The organism is Citrobacter sp. EC_71 (genome assembly GCF_019584005.1).
GTDB lineage: Bacteria > Pseudomonadota > Gammaproteobacteria > Enterobacterales > Enterobacteriaceae > Citrobacter > Citrobacter werkmanii.
In genome coordinates this window covers 21,492-40,381 of record NZ_VDAY01000011.1, presented here as the reverse complement: position 1 = coordinate 40,381, position 18,890 = coordinate 21,492, and the positions used below count along the sequence as shown (strand labels likewise).

The window sequence follows — 18,890 nt, the reverse complement described above, 5'->3', positions numbered from 1 at the left end:
CAACGAAATATGTACGAGGTTGCTATGAAAATTACCCCAACTCTGCCAGGCAATCGCCCTGCTTCGACAACCGAACAGGCGCGTGCAGACAAGAGCAGCGTGCAGGCGAGCGCGTCCAGTTCCGCATCGCTTTCCGCTGATGACATTACTCAGGCGGGATTGCAAACGGCGCAGCAAACGCTGAACAGTGATGCGCAAAGTGACGTTGATTACGACAAAGTGGCGCAAATGCAGGCCATGCTGGCCTCAGGCGACTTGCAGGTTGATTCCGATCAATTGGCTGGGGACATGCTCAGCTTTTTCCAGAAATAAGAGGCGACAACAGTGAGCACCAGGCTACAGCAGGTGAAAACTCTGCTTCAGGGCATCCGTGAGGACGGGACGCGGTATGACGCGCTCAGACACCAGTTGGAACAACAACGTCTGTGTATGATCCGTCGCGACAGCGACGAGCTACTGGCCGTCAATGAACTTATTCAACAGCATTATGAGCAGTTGCAAAACAGCAGCCAACAGCGCCGCTCGATCCTGCAATTGCTGGGCGTAAGCGTCAATCGTGCAGGAATGGAACAGGTCTTTAGCTGGCTGCCGGGCGTGCAGAAAAGTGCCGCAGAGGGCTGGTGGCAAAGCCTTGAGCAAAAAGCGACACGCTGCAAGATGTACAACGAAAAGAATGGCGATCTGCTGATCCGTCAGTATGAATTTATTCAGGCTTTTTTAGGCACTGAGCCAGATTTTATTTACCAACGCTAAAACTTCCTTCCTGACGCGGAAACCGACTTTCCGCGCCTCGCATAACCAATTGATATAATTACAATTAAAATTCAGGCATGGATATTGCACTGTTAGAGCCAGATTTTGAATATTGGGATTACTGAGAACACATTATGAGTATGATTGATTGTTATGAGCCTGACTTTGTCCGGTTGTTTTTATCCCACCACCCGGATTCCGCTTTACTGGTCAACATGCGCTGGAAAACGGAAGTTCGTCAGAGTCTGGTCTTAACCGATCCAGCCAGCTGCCAGGCTGCATTAGGCGATCCCAATGCCTTTGTCTTGCATCATTCAAAATGTGCGGCCGACCCTGACAGCCCGGCGTTATCCCCACGCGATCAGGTCTTGAATCAATCCGCTCTGAATACCATCACCCTTCCAGGTTTATCGCCGGAGCTGCGCCTGTATGCGCTGGGGATCACGCTCTCTTTTTCCGAAAAATGCCCAGGCAATAGCGAAGCGGTACTGGAAAAACTGGCATCATTGCCGCAGATCCTCGCAGGCCATGTACAGGAAGGAAAACTGCAGGATCAGTTTGCACAATTACCAAGCCTGCCCCAGCTACAGCGTGAATTAATTACCCGTATGGGCAGTTGTGAATTCAATTGGGATCTGCTGCCGGAAAGTACGCGTAAACTCACATTACCTCTCCAGGTCAGCCTGCTGATGCTACAGGATGCGAACAGTGAAGCCTTGCTCCAGCAGCAATTGCATGATCAGTGGTGTAATACGCATGAAACGTACTTCGTGCAGGAAGCATGGATTTTCAGTAACTATCTGATATACCGACTTTATCATGACATGTTCCCGCAACATGACAGCGAAGGTGTCATCCAGCGCTATTTCGAGCTTGTCTGCGACTTCTTTATGATCCGAACCATGCTTTGCCTGTGGACGATGGATGACTCCATACTGAGCCATGAGGATATTTATGCGCTTTTTGCCGTGTTTGAAGAGTGGCGTAGCAGTAATGATGCCGCATATCTACGTGAATACATTCTGAGCATCATGCCTGGAGAGCCTCTGCTCTCGGCGTTTTCCCTGATTACACGTTAGTGCCTGTTGACCGGGTGAATGCCCGGTCCTTTTTCAAACCGCGAATACACACCACTATGCCTGAAACCTCTAAAGCTCGCTCCGCCCTGACCGGCATTGTCAAAACGCTGGATACTGGTCGTGAAAAACCGTTTGTCAGCGTCGTTACCCCAACATGGAACCGCGCCGCTTTCTTACCGTATTTACTGTATATGTTCCGCTACCAGGATTACCCTGCCGACCGTCGGGAGCTGGTGATCCTCGATGATTCCCCGCAGAACCATCAATCGATCATCGACAGGCTGACGCAAAACCACCCTGAGAAATTTAATATTCGCTATATCTATCATCCGGAAAAACTCGACCTGGGCAGAAAACGCAATATGCTCAATGAGCTGGCGTTAGGTGAATATATTCTGTGTATGGATGACGATGACTATTATCCGGCGGATAAGATCTCTTACACCATTGAGATGATGCAGCGACACCGGGCGTTAATTTCGGGTTCCGATCAAATTCCCATCTGGTATAGCCATATCAACCGCTTGTTTAAAAGCCGCAGCTTTGGCCCGCAAAACATCCTCAACGGCACCTTTTGCTACCATCGCAATTATTTGAAAAAGCACCGTTACGATGATGAATGTAACTTAGGCGAAGAAGAAGGATTCACCAATCAATTCACCGTGAATCCACTGCAATTGCCGGGCGAGCGCACCATCATCTGTATCTCGCACAGCCAAAATACATTTGATAAAGATTTTGTACTGGGGGCAAGTGAACCACTTAAAACGACCCTGGCCCAGTCTATCGCAGATCCTATGCTGAAAAACTGGTACCAAAGTCTGCATAATGCTACCCATAATCAACCGATCCGCTGGGACAACATTGATCAAGTCGTAGTCGTGAATATGAATTCACGCACAGATCGCTTGACACTCATTCAGCAAGAACTCGCGCAACTCAATATTCCTGCAGAAAAAATAACCCGTCTGGCAGCATGTGAAACCGAAAATGGCCAGTTAGGCCGACGTCAGTCTCATCTGAAGGCACTCAAACTGGCTCAACGGCAGGGCTGGAAAAACTATCTGCTACTGGAAGACGATAGCGTTATTCTGAAACAAGAAAAGCATATCCGGGTACTGAATTCTCTACTCAATGCTCTGCCTACCTTTCCATGGGAAGTTATTATTTTCGGTGGGGAAATTAAGCGAGGGAATGTACTCAAAAGCCTTAACGGCATGATTCATGCGCGTGACTGTAATAAAGTATGCGCATATCTGGTAAATAGTCATTATTATTCAACATTGTCCAAACAAATGGAAAGCGACCTTTCACATGTAGTCGAAGAACAATGGCAGGCATTAATACATAAAGGTAAATGGCTCGCCTGCTATCCAAGCATTTGCTATCAACGACCTGGTTACAGTGATATAGAGAAGAAAGAGACCGATAATATAGGTTTTTACTTCAATAAAATTAATAAAAAACCTATACGCCAATCAAATCCAGTTAGTTCACAAGCTCTCCCAGTTTTGTCAAATAGCGATAGGATTGGCTTCTATATGGAAACGTCGCTGCATTACGCGGTGTACCGCCCCATCATTACCGCACTGCAGGCGATGGGCCATACTTGCTCGTTGTTGGTGAGTGACAAAATCCATAAATCGTTTCTGGATGAAATGACGGCAACGATTAAAACCATTAACGACCCCGCGCTGGGTGGAACACGTCTTTCTACGGTCATTGAGCAACGCCAGCGTTTCAAATGTCTGGTCAGCCCTTACTACACGCCGTTGCTAAACGGACTGGCGGATACCCATGTGCGTGCCATGTATGGTCTGGCGAAAGAAGAGTGGAACCATGCCTGGTGGAATGCTTTTTATCATCGCATCCTGTGCTACAGCCACTATAGCCAGCACGCGCTTGATATTGGCGGCAGTGCAAAAGTGGTCGGCAATCCCCGCTTCGATGAGTGGCACAACCACACTTTTGATAACACGTTGCCAAACAGCCTGAAGCTCAATGCGAAAAAACAAACCATTCTGTATGCCCCAACCTATGGCGCGCTAAGCTCTCTGCCCCATTGGGCGGAACAGCTCGGTCGGTTAAGCCATGAATATAATATCGTCACTAAATTGCATCATGGCACCCTTCACAGACCGGAAGAAACCGCCTCTCTGGCGCTGGCGCAGCGGTATTTAAAGAACAGACTCGACGACCCACAGCATCTGCTGGCGCTTATTGCCCAAGCAGATTACATCCTGACGGACAGCAGCGGCTTTATTTTTGATGCTATTCATATGAATAAACGCGTCATTTTACTGAGCTGGCCAGATATGGCCTCGCTATTGGATGGCCATCTAAGCTTCTCTACCCCTGAAAGTGCCGATCAACGCATCTGTGACATTCTCCCGGTGGCTCAGGATATACAGGCGTTACGCAACGCGCTCTCCGACACATTTGACTGGGCTGTACTTGAAACGCCGTTAGCTGAGATTCGCCACCACTATTGTGATGCGTTTATGGATGGACAGGCAGGGCAAAGGGCAGCGCTGGAAATAGCGAACCTCATCGATGCTTCATCCCAACAGCACAGCAATACGCTGCTGCTTAGCCTGCAAAAGAAGTTATTTAGTTAATAAAAAATAATTTTCGCCAGAGATGAATCTATGCCAACACCTTTAGTGAGTATTATCGTCACCAGTTATAACCACGATGCTTTCCTTGAAGAGGCGCTGGATAGCGTCTTTAACCAGACGTGGAAAAATATCGAAGTGATTATCGTCGATGATGCGTCTACCGATCGGTCTGTTGATATCATTAAAAAATATCAGCGGAAATATAATTGCAAAACAATTCTACGCGAAACTAACTATTATTCGCAAAAAAATAAAATTGGTGATAAACCGATCATCGAGGCAATGAATATGGCCTCGGGTAAATATATTGCTGTCGTTGACTCTGATGATCTTATCGTCAGCACAAAAATCTCCCATCAGGTTAATATTCTGGAGAAAAATCCATATTGCGTAATGTGCTATAGCGCAATTGAGGTCATCATGCCTGATGGCTCACGTTTTCCTTACAGCGATTTATTTCTTGATGGCGATGTTTTTCATCATCTGCTGGTTTCCGGAAATCTTAGTCTTTATATCGGATCGTTAATCCGCCGTGAGGCGTACTTGAAGATAGAGCGTTCCGAGCCAGAACTGGTACAGGAAGACTGGGATATGTTTCTGAAACTTTCCCGCCAGGGGCATTTTATTTCATCCCAGCGTTTAGTTGCCTACTACCGTCGCCATGACAATAACACCTGGTACAGAAAAGATAACAGCAAATTAATGTACCAAAACAGGATGATGATCCTTAATCAGTGGAAACATGAAGACGCCTGGGTAGAGGCAATGAACAACCGCTGGAAACAATATGCTCATCCCGATCATATGCTGATCAAAGAAGATATTGACGAACTGTTGCTTCAACGGCCAACCGACCCATTGCTACATTTCCAGGGTTTTATCGTGGCCATTCACCATAAAGATGTAAGCAAAGCAAAATATCATATTGTACAGGCCATCATCTACTGTGATAGTCGCCTTGAGATATTACCTCAATTATATTTAGTTGCATTAAAAAGCATTACTGACAACAAGATCAGAAGCACACTTCTGACCAGTTTAAAAACCAGGTTACCAGAACAATATCAACAGATTAGTGAAAAATCCCCCCAGGACCTTCAGCAATGAAAAATAATGCTCACAACCTTATCACAGTCACTAAGCCCTTCTTGCCTCCGCTAGAAGAATTTATACCATATCTACGAGAGATCTGGTCAAGTAAGCAGTTAACAAATAACGGCACCATGCATCAACTGCTAGAGGAGAGGTTAGCGTCTTATTTAAACGTACCTTATATCTCGCTGTTTTGTAATGCGACAATCGCTTTAATTGCTGCGATGCAAACGCTACGAATTAAGGGTGAGGTCATTACTACCCCTTACTCTTTTGTTGCCACTACGCATAGCATCCTCTGGAATCAATTAACGCCAGTATTTGTTGATATTGATCCACACAGTTTCAACATCAACCCGCATCTAATTGAATCTGCTATTACTCCAAAAACAGGGTTAATCATGCCGGTACATGTCTACGGCCAAAGTTGCAATACCAATGAAATAGAAAAAATATCTAATAATTACGGCATTCCCGTTATTTATGATGCAGCACATGCTTTTGCCGTAGAAGATTGTGGCGGGAGCATCCTTCGCCATGGCGATCTTTCGGTACTGAGCTTCCATGCAACTAAAGTGTTCAATACTTTTGAGGGTGGTGCCATTGTTAGCTACGATAAAAAAACAAAACAACGAATCGATTACCTGAAAAACTTTGGTATTGCTGACGAGTTAACCGTTGTTGCCCCTGGTATCAATGGAAAAATGAATGAAGTTCAAGCTGCTTTTGGCCTCCTGCAATTAGAATATGTTGATGAAGCCATTACTAAAAGAAAAAAAATAGCTCAACTTTATCGTACTCGCCTCGCAAATACGCCAGGAATATTCATTCCTGATAACTGTACAAACACAAAAAACAATTATAGCTATTTCCCTATCCTTATAAAACCAGATTATAAAATGACTCGTGATAGCCTTTACAACCATTTAAAAGGCAATAACATATTGACTCGCCGTTATTTCTATCCATTACTTTCCAATCTTAATATGTACCAAAACATAGTTGGTGCTAATAAAGAAAACCTCCCCGTTGCGAATCTAGTTTCAGAGCAAGTCCTATGTTTGCCTATCTATCCAGATATGACATCTGAGGAAGTCAGTACTATAATCGAGATTATCACAGCATGATTAAAATATTAATTTTCCCTGCGGGAACAGAAATTGGAAGAGAAATTTATCTTTCTCTGCAATACGAAAAAAATATAAGCGTTATTCTAGCAGGCTCTGACTATGATAGCCATGCGCGCTATTATAACAATAAGTATTTTATCCTTCCTGATGTAACAGATAATTCATGCTTAAAAGAATTACAACTATTAATTTCGCAAGAAAAAATTGATTATATTTTTCCGGCTCATGATGAAGCATTAATGTTTTTATCGGAAAACCGTACAGACCTATCCGCCACAGTACTGTGTCCGCCTAAGCAAACATGCAGAATTACACGCTCAAAAAAGAAAACATATCAATTACTTAAAAATATAATACCTGTTCCAACTGTATATAATGAAATAGATGAAATTACGCAATGGCCAGTATTTGTAAAACCTGACCGTGGGCAAGGAGCTCAAGGAGCCATGCGTATTGATACTCAAGAAATGTTATTGTCGCTACGCGCACAAGAAAAAGGACTCATCATTTGTGAATATTTAAGTGGTGAGGAATATACTGTCGATTGTTTTTCTGACAGAGAGAAAGGGCTATTATTCTGTCAACCAAGAATACGTTCACGCATTCGCTCTGGTATTGCTATGAGTTCAGAGCTGGTATCAATTCCTGGAGTTGAAGCTTATGCTCATTCAATTGCTAAAAATTTACACCTGTATGGGGCATGGTTTTTTCAATTAAAACGATCTTCCGGCGGTGTAATGACGTTACTTGAAGTAGCCCCGCGTATTGCGGGAACAATGGCTCTTAATAGGGTTGCCGGTATAAATTTTTCGATACTCACTATTTACGAAAGTATGCGGAAAGATATTAAAATCCTGCCAACCAATAAAAATCTAAGAATAACTCGAAGCTTGTCAAACAAATACACACACAACATAAAATTCGAGCATGTTTATATTGATTATGATGATACCATTGTTATTAAGGATAAATTATGCTTGCCAATAATCACTTTCTTATATCAATGCATAAACAATGGAATTAAAGTACATCTTATCACACGTCATGCAGGAAATATAATTCAGGAATTAAAGAAAAGACGTATTTTAAATATTTTTGATAATATATTTCATTTGAATAATAATGATAAGAAAAGTGATTACATTAGCGAAATAAGTGCTATATTTATTGATGATAGTTTTGCAGAAAGGTTAGAAGTTTTTAATAGGAAAAAAATTGCTATTTTTGATAATAGCATGATTGAAATGCTCATCCTTAAATAAAATCACAACCCATCCCTCATCAAAGTGAAGAGAGATGGGTTTATCATAAATAAATTACCATTCACCAGTTTTATTATGAGCACTCACCATAATTTATCATTAGCATTGCACCCAATAAAATACATCACACCATCTTCAAATTAATATTTATTTTTTCTTTCTATAAAGGAATCCAACTCTTGCTTCATTTTACTATAGCTCTCTATAATGAAATTTATAGTAGTAGGGTAAATGATGCTTTTATAATGTACATGGCAATTAGAATGAGATTTTTTCATATATTTATCAGGTGTGTACATTATTTGACCGCTTTTATTTTCCGAAAAAAGATCAAGGAGATTAAAATGATTACCAGGATCTAAAGTCCATGAAAACATTTTATATTTACCTCTTGCCTTCATCATATGAAAATAATCAGACGTTATGCTATATCCTTTTCTTAGATCATTTTTTTTGCTATCTCTTTGTGCCGCAGATATATTTCTACTAAAGCAATATTTTCGCCCACCACTCAATGTATATGTTGGAGAAGAAACGAAATCATCATCTGGTATATTAAGCAGTTGAAGTGTTATTTTTTTTAGATCAATAAGACTAACCAAATGGTTAATATCATTTGCCGGCATACCTGTTCCAAAAATGAATGCAGGTGTATGAATTAAAGGTATATATGGCTCAATCGCATGAGCAAACCCGCCATTACTGTCATGTGTCCAAAAATCATCGCCATGGTCGCCAAATGCTACAATAATAGTATTCGAAAGTTGATTGTATTTTGAAAGGAGTCTAATCAATTCATTTACTGAACGATCAAGATTAGACCATCCTCTTCGCCAATAATCAAAACCATGTTCAGCAAACTTATATTTATCATAACAACAAATATGGCTAGTGGGGTTCCAAAAATAAAGCCCAAATGGAGCTTTTAAATTTTTTAGTTTATCTTCAATTTTCTCCATCATGTCATGACAAACATCATCCCATTGCTGTTTTTTATCGTTATGATCATTCCAGATGTGATTAAACTTATCCCATCCAGTAGGAGACTCCGTCCCCAGAGTTTCATATCCATTCTCTTCAAGTATATCAAAGATACTTCGACAAGTTTTATTTAAAGTCATATCATCATCGTAGCTTTCATTATGCTCCAGCAACATATCATCCCCATGCAACATGTCACTCAAGGCCATAAAAGTTGATGTAGCGCTCGAAATAAAACGAGTCAACCGCAGAGATCTCCCATATATTAAATTAATCGCTGGAAACCACTGCCTATTTGCAAAAACCTGCTGATTAAGGCTTTCCATATGGAGGAAGACAATATTTTTACGCATTAAATCACCCATTATTCAAGCAAGCGTATTTCGATAACACCTGAATTATAAGGAAAAACATAACATTCAGTACTAGTAGTAATACATGCCCCATTTTTTACCACCTCAATAATCGAGGTGGTGGATATCGATGGTGTTCGGGGAAAATAGACCACTTCACACAGGTACGACAAACTATCAAAGCGTCCAGCCCAGTCATCCCCCATCACCAGCGTATCGGCGTTAAACTGGCGAATATAGTCGGCTTTTTTCTCCAGCGACTCTTCAAGAAACACGCAGTCCACACATTTCAGCCCGGCAACAATCCCCATGCGATCGCTTTGGCTATAAACCGGCATCCGGCCTTTTTTCTGCATATTTAGCGCATCCGAAGAGACACCGACAATCAGTCGCTCACCCAACTGCCTGGCGCGTTCAAGAATACGCAAATGTCCAATATGAAAAACATCAAATGTGCCGAAAGTAATGATCGTTTTCATACCAGGCCCAGCGTCTTCTGTCTTAGCCAGCATTGCGCGGCGATTTCATCTACGGCTTTTTGCTCTTTTACCTGCGCCTCATTGCTCAGCGCGTAACGCTTATCTGCCAACGTCATGGCAACAATTTTCTCTTCGCAGGCCGCGGCAACCAGATTTTTTTGAATACGCTGCTCTTTGATTTTAGCCAGCGTTTTTTCCTGTTCTTGCCAGGCAATCACCGTGCGCAGCGTACCTTTGTAACCCGTGACGTTTTTAAGTGATTCAACGGAAGGGGTGTCAACGCCGGTGCCAGTTTTCTGAATAAGGTAGCCCAGCGCTTTGATGTTATTGTCAAAGCCGGTACAGACCTGCTGCTGTTTAGCCAGTTGGACCGTCATGTCCTTTACTGATTTATCCCGCAGGCGCTGCAACTGCGCCAGGGTATCAATAATTTGCCGCATGATTATTTACCTTCCGCTTTCTTTGCCTGTGGGAAAAGGGCCTGTAAGCGACTTTGCACCAGCTCAAGTGAGGCGGGTTCACTCACCTCCTGACGCAGAAAACGCTCAATGGCGGGAAACACTTTGACGGCTTTATCGACGCTGGGATCGGCTCCGGCAACATAGCCCCCCAACGGGATCAGCGGCTTAATTTCCATATAGGCGGCGTAGTTTTGTTTTAGCAGACGGGCCGACTGTTGGTGCTCATTGGGCGTAACCTGCGTCATGCATCGACTGATCGATTGCCCAATATCGATGGCTGGATAATGCCCGGCTTCCGCCAGCTTACGGGTCAGAACGATGTGTCCATCCAACACCGCGCGCGCGCAGTCGACGATCGGATCCTGTTGGTCGTCCCCTTCCGCCAGCACCGTGTAAATGGCGGTCATTGAGCCTTCGCTTTCGCTGTTGCCGGCGCTTTCCACAAGCTTAGGGATCATGCCGAACGCCGATGGCGGATAACCTTTCGTCGCCGGAGGTTCCCCCAATGACAACGCAATCTCACGCTGCGCCATGGCATAACGGGTTAACGAATCCACCAGCAGTAAAACGTGATGCCCACGATCGCGAAACCAGGCGGCGATAGAGTGGCACAGCTCGGTGGCTTTCAAACGCATTAACGGCGACTCATCCGCCGGAGCCGCCACAATAATGGATTTTGCTAACCCTTCCGCACCCAGTGAATGATCGATAAACTCTTTCACCTCGCGGCCACGCTCGCCAATTAACCCCACCACCACGATGTCGGCCTTGGTCTGGCGGGTGATCATCCCCAACAGCACGCTTTTTCCCACGCCGCTGCCGGCCATCAATCCCACGCGCTGGCCCTTGCCGATAGTTAACAACCCGTTGATTGCTTTTACACCCACATCCAGCGGTTGGTTCACCGACCGACGCGTGAGGGGGTTGATAGACGGCGCCTGCGGCGGTAGCACATCATTGCCGGTCAGACGGCCTTTGGCATCCAGCGGTTCGCCCAGACCATTGACCACCCGCCCCAGCCAGCTTTCGCTAATCAGGATTTCCTGGGCTTTTTCTTCGGGGAATACGCGCGCGCCCGCCATCAGTCCGACGGGGTGTTTGAAGGGCATCAGGTAGGTGATATCACGATTAAATCCCACCGCCTGCGCGTCAATCAGCGTATGGTTGGCACTTTCCACGCGGCACAACTGGCCGGTCACCAGCGGACAGCCCACGCTCTCCAGCAAAATGCCGTTCACGCGCACCAGTCGCCCGGCTACCCGGGCTAAAGGAATCGACTCAATGGAACGCAGCGCGTTGTCGAAGCTGGAAAGGTCACTCACCCGTCGGCTCCGGCAGCAGCGACTCTTTGAGTGCCGACATACATTGCTCGAGTCGATGCTCGCAGCCAATATCCAGCTCGGATTTATCGGTAATCACCCGGCACTCGCCCGCCTGCAGATCGGCAGATGGCGTCAGTCCCCATGCAGTGACCTTCTCAGGCGCGACATCTTTGATACGGTTAAATTCTTCGTTACTCAGCAGCACCTGTAGCGATTCAGGCATCGCCGGAAAGGCCGAAATCGCCTCTTCGACCAGCGATAATAGCTGCGTCGGTTGCAGCGCCAGCTCACAACGAATCACCTGGCGGGTCACCTTTTCAACCAGCTGCAACAGGTCTTCCCGCTGTTTACGCTGGATGTGCGCCAGATAATCATTCACTTTGCCAGAGATGGCTTCCAGCGGCTGCGCGGCCCGTTCAAACTGCTTGCGCCCTTCCTGCTGTCCGGCCAGGCTGCCTTCAGTGTATCCCTGACGACGACCTTCATCGTGCCCCTTCTGATGACCTTCCTGAAAGCCCTGCTCCTGGCCTTCGGTCATCCCCTGCTCAAAACCTTTTTGCAGCCCTTCCTGGAAGCCGTCCATCAGCTGGCGCTGATAATCCGCCGGGGTAATACCCGGCGTGAGCTGTTCAGCCTGGAGATGGCGCTGGCGAGGAGGAAAACGGTGCAGCCGGTAACGACCACGAATGGTTTCAATCGCCATGTGTTACTCCGCCGTCTGTTCAGCAAACAGCTGTAGCTGAATTTCACCCGCTTCCTCAAGCTCGCGGGCAATTCCCATGATTTCACGGCGAATCTGTTCAATACGGCTCACCGGAACCGGACCAAGACGTGAGGTTATCGCCTCCAGTTGTTGTACCTGGCGCTTAGGCATCACGGCATAAATCGAGCGGCGTAACAGCGCTTCGGTACCTTTCAGCGCCACAGCCCAGTCTTCCATCGGCACTTCGTCCAGCAGTCGACGACGCACTTCGTCAGTTTGGCGGCTCAGAATAAAGAAGTCGTACATTTCATCCTGCAACTGTTCGAGCACATCTTCATCGCGCTCGCGCAGCTGATCGAGGATCACCTGTTGGTTCCCCTGGAAGCGGTTAACGATATCCGCAGCCTGCTTGATCCCTTTCACTTTCGAACCATGTTCGGAGAGCACTGACAGCCCACGCTCGATCAAACGATCCAGCTCATCCACCACATCCCGGTTCACATCGTTCAGTTTGGCAACCCGATAGAGGATCTCGTTTTGCACTGACTCATTCATGTAAGACAGTACCGTGGCCGAGATCTCTGGCGTCAGGAAGGCAAGAAATACGGCCTGTAGCTGCAAATGCTCTTCTGAGATCAGAATCGCCAACTGGCGCGGTTCCACCCACTGTAAACGCGCCATCCGCGAACGAATTTCGTCGCCATAAATACCGTTGATCACGCTGCTGGCGATTTCTGTGCCCAGCGCTTTATTGAGGATCCCTTGCAGCATGGAACGCGATGCGCCGTTGATACCGCTCTGCTCGCGGAATTCATCAAAAAAGTTATTGATCACTTTTTTTGCCATGCTGGTTTTTACCCCAGACAGACGCGCCATGTTTTCACTCAGACGAACCACCTCTTCACGGCTGAGTTTTTGCATCACCGTGGCAGCCGCCTCCTCGCCCAGACACAGCAATAAAATTGCGGCCTGTTCCAGGTAGCTGTTGTTGCTGCCGTTATTTATTGTCAATTCGCTCATTGCTGGTAATCCATTGTCTGAGAACTTCAGCTACGCGATCGGTGTCGCTCATCGCCAGTTTTTGCAGGAACTCCAGCTTCACTTCCAGACCGGAGCTCTGCGAAGGCAGGCTGTCGTCACCAGGGAAAGAAGGCAGTTCAATGTTTTTGCGTTCATCTTCAGCGGCCGCAAAATGAGGTTTGTCCGCAGGAATCGCGATCGGTGCGGCGTCCAGCGCCAGCTCTGGTGTCGACGTCCGGCGACGTTCGGCGGTCAGCCGTTTCATGACCGGACGAACAACAAACAGCAGCAACAGCAGAGCCAGCAGGCCGCAACCAATCAGACGCACCCAGGCCAGAATGTTGTCATCCTTCCATAAGGGGACCACCGGCTCGACGGGGATCGACTGCGGCACAAAATTAAGCAGCGATAAGGACAGATTGTCGCCACGCTTAGCATCAATCCCGGCGGCGTTATTCAACAGCGCCGTCAATTGCGTGGTTTGTTCCGGTTTCCAGTTCTTCAACGCAGGCGCGCTCTGGTTAAGTACCACGGCCACATTTAAACGTTTAATGTCGAAACCAGGATGCTGAATATGTTCAACGCTACGGTCCCAGGAGTAGTCGCGTTTGTTCTCGCTATGCTTTGACAACGCAGCAGGCTGGCGAGGCTCTTCTGGCGCGGTTCCATTGGCACCATTCGTCACCTGATTTGCCGCCAATGGAGGACGGTTACTCAGCGAGCCGGGGATCCCCATGGCGATTTGGTTGGTATCGCTATCGAGTACCGTTTCTTCACGATTAACCTTTGGCGTATCGCCGTAATGCTCCTGGGTTTCGTCGATATTGCTCAGATCGAGATCCGGCATCACGCTCACCCGGTAGTTACCGCTTCCTACCAGCGAGTCGAGAACATTTGCGAGACTGGCGCGGGTCTTATCCTGGATATCTTTGAGGATTTGGTCGCGCTTACGCGTCGCCGCAGAAACCGCTTCACCCGCGCCAATACCATCGGACAGCAAATTCCCCGCCTGGTCGACAACGCTGACCTGCGAAGCTTTCAAATCAGGCACACTGCCGGATACCAGGTGCACGATGGCATTCACCTGATCGAGATCCAGCTTGCTGCCATAATGCAGACGCACCACCACCGAGGCGCTGTTTTGCGGCTCGTCGCTGACGACAAAAGAACTCTCTTCATTGAGCGCCAGATGCACGCGGGCGCTCTCAACCGCATCCAGCGTCATAATGCTTTGCGCCAGTTCGCCTTCCAGGCTCCGCTTATAGCGAATGTTCTGCACAAACTGGCTGGCACCCAGCACTTCATCTTTGTCCATCAGCTCATAGCCGCTGGGCAGCATGGCCTGAACGCCTTTCGCCGCCAGCGTCATTCGCGTTTTGGACAAAGCCTCTTCCGGAACCAGAATTTGTCCGCTTTGCGGATCGATGCGGTATTCCAGTTTTTCACCATCCAGCACGGTGACTATCTGCGAAACCGGGATATTCTCCTGGCTACCGTACAGCGAAACATAGCCGTGGTTGCCATTCCACAGCACGCTGACAATAATGGCGGTAGCCGCAATAGCCGCTGCCGCCAGTAACGCCAGGCGTTTTTTACCATCCAGCCTGAAAGAGAACGAGGGTAAAAACTGAGTTACTTTTTTTATTAGTTCATTCATAGCGTTAGACTGACATGCTCATCAGGTCATTGAATCCGGAAGCGACTTTATTACGTACCTGCACCAGCGCGGAAAACGATAACGATGCCTGCTGACTGGCGATCATCGCCCCCGCCAGGTCGTCGCTTTTCCCCATCTCAATGGCCGTTTGTTTTTGTTCCGCAACCTGCTGGAACCGATCAACATGATTCAGCGCCCCCTGCATAACCCGGTCGAACGAAACCGGAGATGATGCCAACTGGGGGTTTACCTGCATCGGCGAAAGGACGGGCGCTTGCGCGACCGCTTTCATCTGCTGCATGTCCTGCATCATTTGCGTCTGCATGGTACTGGCTGGGGCTATCGTATTTATGCTCATGACCTACTCTTAAAATTAGAAAAGCGTTCTCGGTACCACAGACTGATTCAGGAAAAGATTTCTATTCCCTGTTTTCGCATTGATGCCAGACGATAACGAAGCGCACGTGGGGTTATTCCTAATAAATCAGCGATTTTGGTTTTATTACCCTGATATTTGCGCATCAGGTCAGCGATATATTGATACTGTGCGCTGCGACCATGCTGGCCCAGATTGTCGCTGGTGGTGATCTGCGCGCTGGGTTTAGGTTGCCATTGCGGCTCGCTCCAGGAATCGGACTCAATGGATGGCAGGCCTAACGTATCGGGATAAATGACGCCATCACGATTCAGGATCATTCCTCGTTGAATGGCGTTCTCCAGTTGGCGCACATTACCCGGCCACGCATAGCTCAGTAACGCCCGGCGTGACGATTCAGAAAGCTTGATATTTTTTACCAGCACCGTGGAGTATTTTTTAATAAAGGATTCCGCCAGAGGGATAATATCTTCCATACGCTCGCGCAAAGGCGGCATGGTCAATGGAATCACTGACATGCGATAATAGAGATCTTCTCTGAAGCGTCCTGCCGCAACCTCTTCTTCAAGATTTTTATTGGTGCAGGCAATTAAACGAAAATTTAATTTGATGAGACGGTTACTTCCTAAACGCTCAACCTGTTGTTCCTGTAATACACGTAGTATTTTGGCCTGTAGTGCCAAAGGCATATCGCCGATCTCATCCAGCAGTAATGTACCGTTATTGGCTAATTCCATCTTTCCCGGTACGGTGGCCACCGCTCCAGTAAACGCCCCTTTATCATAACCAAAGAGCGTTGCTTCAAGCATGTTTTCAGGAATAGCGGCGCAGTTCACACCGATATAAGGCGCCGACGCCTCCTGCGCAAATGCAATCGAGTGAATAAATTTGGCGATACATTCTTTACCAGTACCGGTTTCGCCATGGATAAGTACAGGAACATTAAAAGCAGCAATACGCCTGGCCATTGAAAAGACGTTAATGCTGGAGGCTGCTTCGGCAATAAGTTCAAACATGATTATTTACACTTAGAAGTAAAGTTAACATCCGTTACGAGAAATATACAAATCATTCCAAAGCACAATCATCGAATAATAGATATCGCCCGTGCCATGTCTTAATCTCATCCTTGCTCATGTTTTACCGCCCTTTCACAGGGCAGCCCTATCGGAGACTATTTCCATATAGGGATTTTCCTAAAAAAATACTATCACCAGTAACATTAACAATCTTAAATTAAAAGATAATAAAAATATTATTCCTTTAAAAACATCAACATATAAGAAAAATCGCGTAAAAAACAGACATAATGATAAGCCTAAGCAGCGACAGGCAGTAAGTGGGCAACATCACGGATGCGTAATTAATTATTTTTTAATTATAGTTCATCACCATTAATAACTTGCAGAGGAGAGGGGTAAAATATCTAATATCCAGCCCTACTCCATAGACGTGAGTAGGTACTGCATTTCGTATCTAATGGACTTCAACACTATGAGAATAGCGTCAAGGATGAACAGTAAATTAAATGGATTTGTATTTTCTTTGATAACCGCGGAATTTGATATCAACTCATCCGCCCCAGAAATTACAGCTGAGAAAGCGTACCATGCTGAAATATAGTCAAACGCCCGGAATCTTTAAACTTGAAGGAAACCGGCTTGGACGTCCATATCATCGTCTGCCGACTATGTTTACGGGAAGTTTTGATACAATTGAATCACATCTTGGAAACTATTTCCTGAAAAAACATCGCACAAATATAACACTAAAAAAAATACACTGTGAGATGGATGTTATCAATAAAAGTGCCGAGTTATTAGTCTCGCAGGTTGGGCATTTGGCTTTTGATATCGATCGTGCGCTATTGTTAATGTTGCTGGGCAACTTTTATGGTCTGACTTCATCGCTTGCAGACGAAAAGTCAGAAGATGATTTACCGACCAAAACAGAAACCCGGCTGCGAAGCAGACTGGCACTGGATATTTGCAATATCATTTTTAATAAAAATATATCCGGTATTCCACTGACGCTTAAACCCGACAGTAGCACCGTACAAACCCACTGGGCTTATCAACTTACGTTTATTTTAGGTGATGAGGAGAATTGCAGTTTCCGCATCTTACTGGATGACTCCCATACCGATTACATTCTGAATTTAATCCGCCGTAGCGAGCACGGCGAGAAGAAAAAGCAGATTGATAAAGTTAGCGCTGAGACACGTAAAAAAACGCTAATCAAAGAAATCATTCATACGTTGCCGCTAACCATGAACGTCAAGATTGCGGAAATCCCTCTCAATGTTGCCGACCTGACAACGATTAAACCCGGCGATATTTTACCGATTGCGATGCCTGATACTTTCCCTGTTTATATCGGGAAATCCGAATTATTTAATGCCCTGATCGTAGAGGATAAAGACAAACTGTTTTTGTCCGAATTAACGAGCAAGACGGAGAAATCCTATGAGTAAGCCAGAAGATATTTTAGAGCAAGGCTTCGAGTTAGCCCCCGAAGCGACTACGCCACCCGCACCGTCTGTCACTGAAAAGCTGGTGGCGCGTTTAGAAGACCGTTTTTCCGAGTCGATGTCATTACTCAAACGTATTCCGGTCACGCTAACGCTGGAAGTTTCATCCGTAGAGGTGATGCTGGCCGATCTGCTGAACATCGATGACGACACCGTCATTGAGATGGATAAACTCGCCGGTGAACCGCTGGATATCAAGGTCAATAATATCCTGCTAGGTAAGGCTGAAGTGGTTGTGGTCAACGAAAAATATGGCCTGCGCGTCCTTGAATTCAACACGCATGAAATCAACGACCTGGCACCATGAAACGCGCGCCAACACTCACACTCTTACTGGGTATCTCGTTACTCATCCTTTCTCCCTTTGCCTGCGCGCAAGGGGGAGATATCCCGTTGCTGAATGTGGTTTCACACGGAAATAGCCAGGAATACAGCGTAAAAATCCAGGTACTGATCCTTATGACCCTGGTGGGCATTCTGCCTACCCTGGTGCTGATGATGACCTGTTTTACCCGTTTTATTATTGTTCTTTCCCTGCTGCGTCAGGCGTTGGGGCTGCAACAAACGCCGCCGAACCGCATATTGATTGGCATTGCGCTGTCGTTAACCATGCTGGTGATGCGCCCAATTTGGATCAACATTTACGATCATGCCGTGGTCCCTTTTGAAAACGATCAAATCACGCTCCCCAACGCCCTGAGTACAGCCGCTTCGCCATTGAAACGCTTTATGCTGGCGCAGACCAATAAAAAAGCGATTGCGCAGATAATGACCATCGCCAACGCGAAAGGGAACGCCGTTGATCAGGATCTTTCCATTATCGTTCCCGCCTATGTACTAAGCGAACTCAAAACCGCCTTCCAGATAGGTTTTATGATTTACATTCCGTTCCTCGTGATCGACCTGATCGTCGCCAGCGTACTGATGGCGATGGGGATGATGATGCTGTCACCGCTGATCGTTTCGCTGCCCTTTAAGCTGATGCTGTTTGTACTTATTGACGGCTGGGCGCTGACCGTTGGGACGCTGACCTCCAGCATTCGCGGTCTGGGACTGGGCTAACGGAGATCGGAC

At 46.5% G+C, this 18,890-nt stretch carries 19 protein-coding genes; 10 read left to right on the top strand and 9 right to left on the bottom strand.

Features of this window, described 5'->3' with window-relative positions; all coding sequences use genetic code 11:
* Positions 1 to 24: 24 nt before the first annotated feature.
* The 7 genes from flgM to FHD02_RS13545 all read left to right on the top strand — a co-directional run bounded on the left by flgM (position 25) and on the right by FHD02_RS13545 (position 7,934).
* Complete coding sequence (gene flgM / locus FHD02_RS13575; protein WP_137360638.1) at positions 25 to 312, top strand: flagellar biosynthesis anti-sigma factor FlgM; 288 nt, start codon at positions 25 to 27, stop codon at positions 310 to 312.
* A gap of 12 nt (positions 313 to 324) precedes the next feature.
* Positions 325 to 753 carry a flagellar protein FlgN gene (flgN, locus tag FHD02_RS13570; protein ID WP_137360637.1) on the top strand — a complete coding sequence of 143 codons (429 nt, stop codon included), beginning with the start codon at positions 325 to 327 and terminating at the stop codon, positions 751 to 753.
* Positions 754 to 887: 134 nt separating this feature from the next.
* Positions 888 to 1,832, top strand: a complete 945-nt coding sequence (locus tag FHD02_RS13565; RefSeq protein ID WP_137360636.1) for a lysine-N-methylase — start codon at positions 888 to 890, stop codon at positions 1,830 to 1,832.
* Between the two features lie 56 nt (positions 1,833 to 1,888).
* Entirely contained in the window at positions 1,889 to 4,450 is a 2,562-nt protein-coding gene (locus FHD02_RS13560) for a glycosyltransferase (protein ID WP_220393967.1), read from the top strand.
* Positions 4,451 to 4,480: 30 nt separating this feature from the next.
* Positions 4,481 to 5,557 carry a glycosyltransferase gene (locus tag FHD02_RS13555; RefSeq protein ID WP_220393966.1) on the top strand — a complete coding sequence of 359 codons (1,077 nt, stop codon included), beginning with the start codon at positions 4,481 to 4,483 and terminating at the stop codon, positions 5,555 to 5,557.
* Positions 5,554 to 6,669: a DegT/DnrJ/EryC1/StrS aminotransferase family protein gene (locus tag FHD02_RS13550; protein WP_137360633.1), complete on the top strand. Its 1,116-nt coding sequence runs from the start codon at positions 5,554 to 5,556 to the stop codon at positions 6,667 to 6,669. The genes FHD02_RS13555 and FHD02_RS13550 overlap by 4 nt, the downstream gene beginning before the upstream one ends.
* Entirely contained in the window at positions 6,666 to 7,934 is a 1,269-nt protein-coding gene (locus FHD02_RS13545) for an ATP-grasp domain-containing protein (RefSeq protein ID WP_220393965.1), read from the top strand. Before FHD02_RS13550 ends, FHD02_RS13545 begins: the two co-directional genes overlap by 4 nt.
* Positions 7,935 to 8,074: 140 nt before the next feature.
* On the opposite strand, the gene FHD02_RS13540 is transcribed toward FHD02_RS13545, so the two are convergent.
* Genes FHD02_RS13540 through FHD02_RS13500 form a run of 9 tightly spaced genes read right to left on the bottom strand, consistent with a single transcriptional unit; the run spans position 8,075 to position 16,302 of the window.
* Complete coding sequence (locus FHD02_RS13540; protein ID WP_170972919.1) at positions 8,075 to 9,268, bottom strand: sulfatase-like hydrolase/transferase; 1,194 nt, start codon at positions 9,266 to 9,268, stop codon at positions 8,075 to 8,077.
* Positions 9,269 to 9,279: 11 nt separating this feature from the next.
* Positions 9,280 to 9,747, bottom strand: coding sequence for an adenylyltransferase/cytidyltransferase family protein (locus FHD02_RS13535; RefSeq protein ID WP_249935969.1), 468 nt, complete (start codon positions 9,745 to 9,747; stop codon positions 9,280 to 9,282).
* On the bottom strand, positions 9,744 to 10,187 hold the full coding sequence (fliJ, locus tag FHD02_RS13530; protein ID WP_042310438.1) for a flagellar export protein FliJ: 444 nt from the start codon (positions 10,185 to 10,187) through the stop codon (positions 9,744 to 9,746). Before fliJ ends, FHD02_RS13535 begins: the two co-directional genes overlap by 4 nt.
* A gap of 2 nt (positions 10,188 to 10,189) precedes the next feature.
* Entirely contained in the window at positions 10,190 to 11,530 is a 1,341-nt protein-coding gene (fliI, locus tag FHD02_RS13525; protein ID WP_200008041.1) for a flagellar protein export ATPase FliI, read from the bottom strand.
* Positions 11,523 to 12,233, bottom strand: a complete 711-nt coding sequence (gene fliH / locus FHD02_RS13520) for a flagellar assembly protein FliH (protein ID WP_137360629.1) — start codon at positions 12,231 to 12,233, stop codon at positions 11,523 to 11,525. The genes fliI and fliH overlap by 8 nt, the downstream gene beginning before the upstream one ends.
* Before the next feature lie 3 nt (positions 12,234 to 12,236).
* Complete coding sequence (locus FHD02_RS13515; RefSeq protein ID WP_006685955.1) at positions 12,237 to 13,253, bottom strand: flagellar motor switch protein FliG; 1,017 nt, start codon at positions 13,251 to 13,253, stop codon at positions 12,237 to 12,239.
* The gene (fliF, locus tag FHD02_RS13510) at positions 13,231 to 14,910 is read right to left on the bottom strand and encodes a flagellar basal-body MS-ring/collar protein FliF (RefSeq protein WP_137366060.1); all 1,680 of its coding nucleotides are present in this window, start codon (positions 14,908 to 14,910) and stop codon (positions 13,231 to 13,233) included. Before fliF ends, FHD02_RS13515 begins: the two co-directional genes overlap by 23 nt.
* Before the next feature lie 4 nt (positions 14,911 to 14,914).
* Positions 14,915 to 15,268, bottom strand: coding sequence for a flagellar hook-basal body complex protein FliE (locus tag FHD02_RS13505; RefSeq protein WP_042310447.1), 354 nt, complete (start codon positions 15,266 to 15,268; stop codon positions 14,915 to 14,917).
* 47 nt (positions 15,269 to 15,315) lie between these two features.
* A complete protein-coding gene (locus FHD02_RS13500; protein WP_042310449.1) occupies positions 15,316 to 16,302 on the bottom strand; it encodes a sigma-54-dependent Fis family transcriptional regulator in 987 nt (328 codons plus the stop codon).
* A gap of 593 nt (positions 16,303 to 16,895) precedes the next feature.
* Here FHD02_RS13500 and FHD02_RS13495 point away from each other — a divergent pair.
* Genes FHD02_RS13495 through fliP form a run of 3 tightly spaced genes read left to right on the top strand, consistent with a single transcriptional unit; the run spans position 16,896 to position 18,878 of the window.
* Positions 16,896 to 17,759: a FliM/FliN family flagellar motor switch protein gene (locus FHD02_RS13495; protein ID WP_220393964.1), complete on the top strand. Its 864-nt coding sequence runs from the start codon at positions 16,896 to 16,898 to the stop codon at positions 17,757 to 17,759.
* Entirely contained in the window at positions 17,752 to 18,123 is a 372-nt protein-coding gene (locus tag FHD02_RS13490; RefSeq protein WP_003838856.1) for a FliM/FliN family flagellar motor switch protein, read from the top strand. Before FHD02_RS13495 ends, FHD02_RS13490 begins: the two co-directional genes overlap by 8 nt.
* A complete protein-coding gene (fliP, locus tag FHD02_RS13485) occupies positions 18,120 to 18,878 on the top strand; it encodes a flagellar type III secretion system pore protein FliP (protein WP_137370326.1) in 759 nt (252 codons plus the stop codon). The genes FHD02_RS13490 and fliP overlap by 4 nt, the downstream gene beginning before the upstream one ends.
* The last annotated feature ends 12 nt before the right edge of the window (positions 18,879 to 18,890 follow it).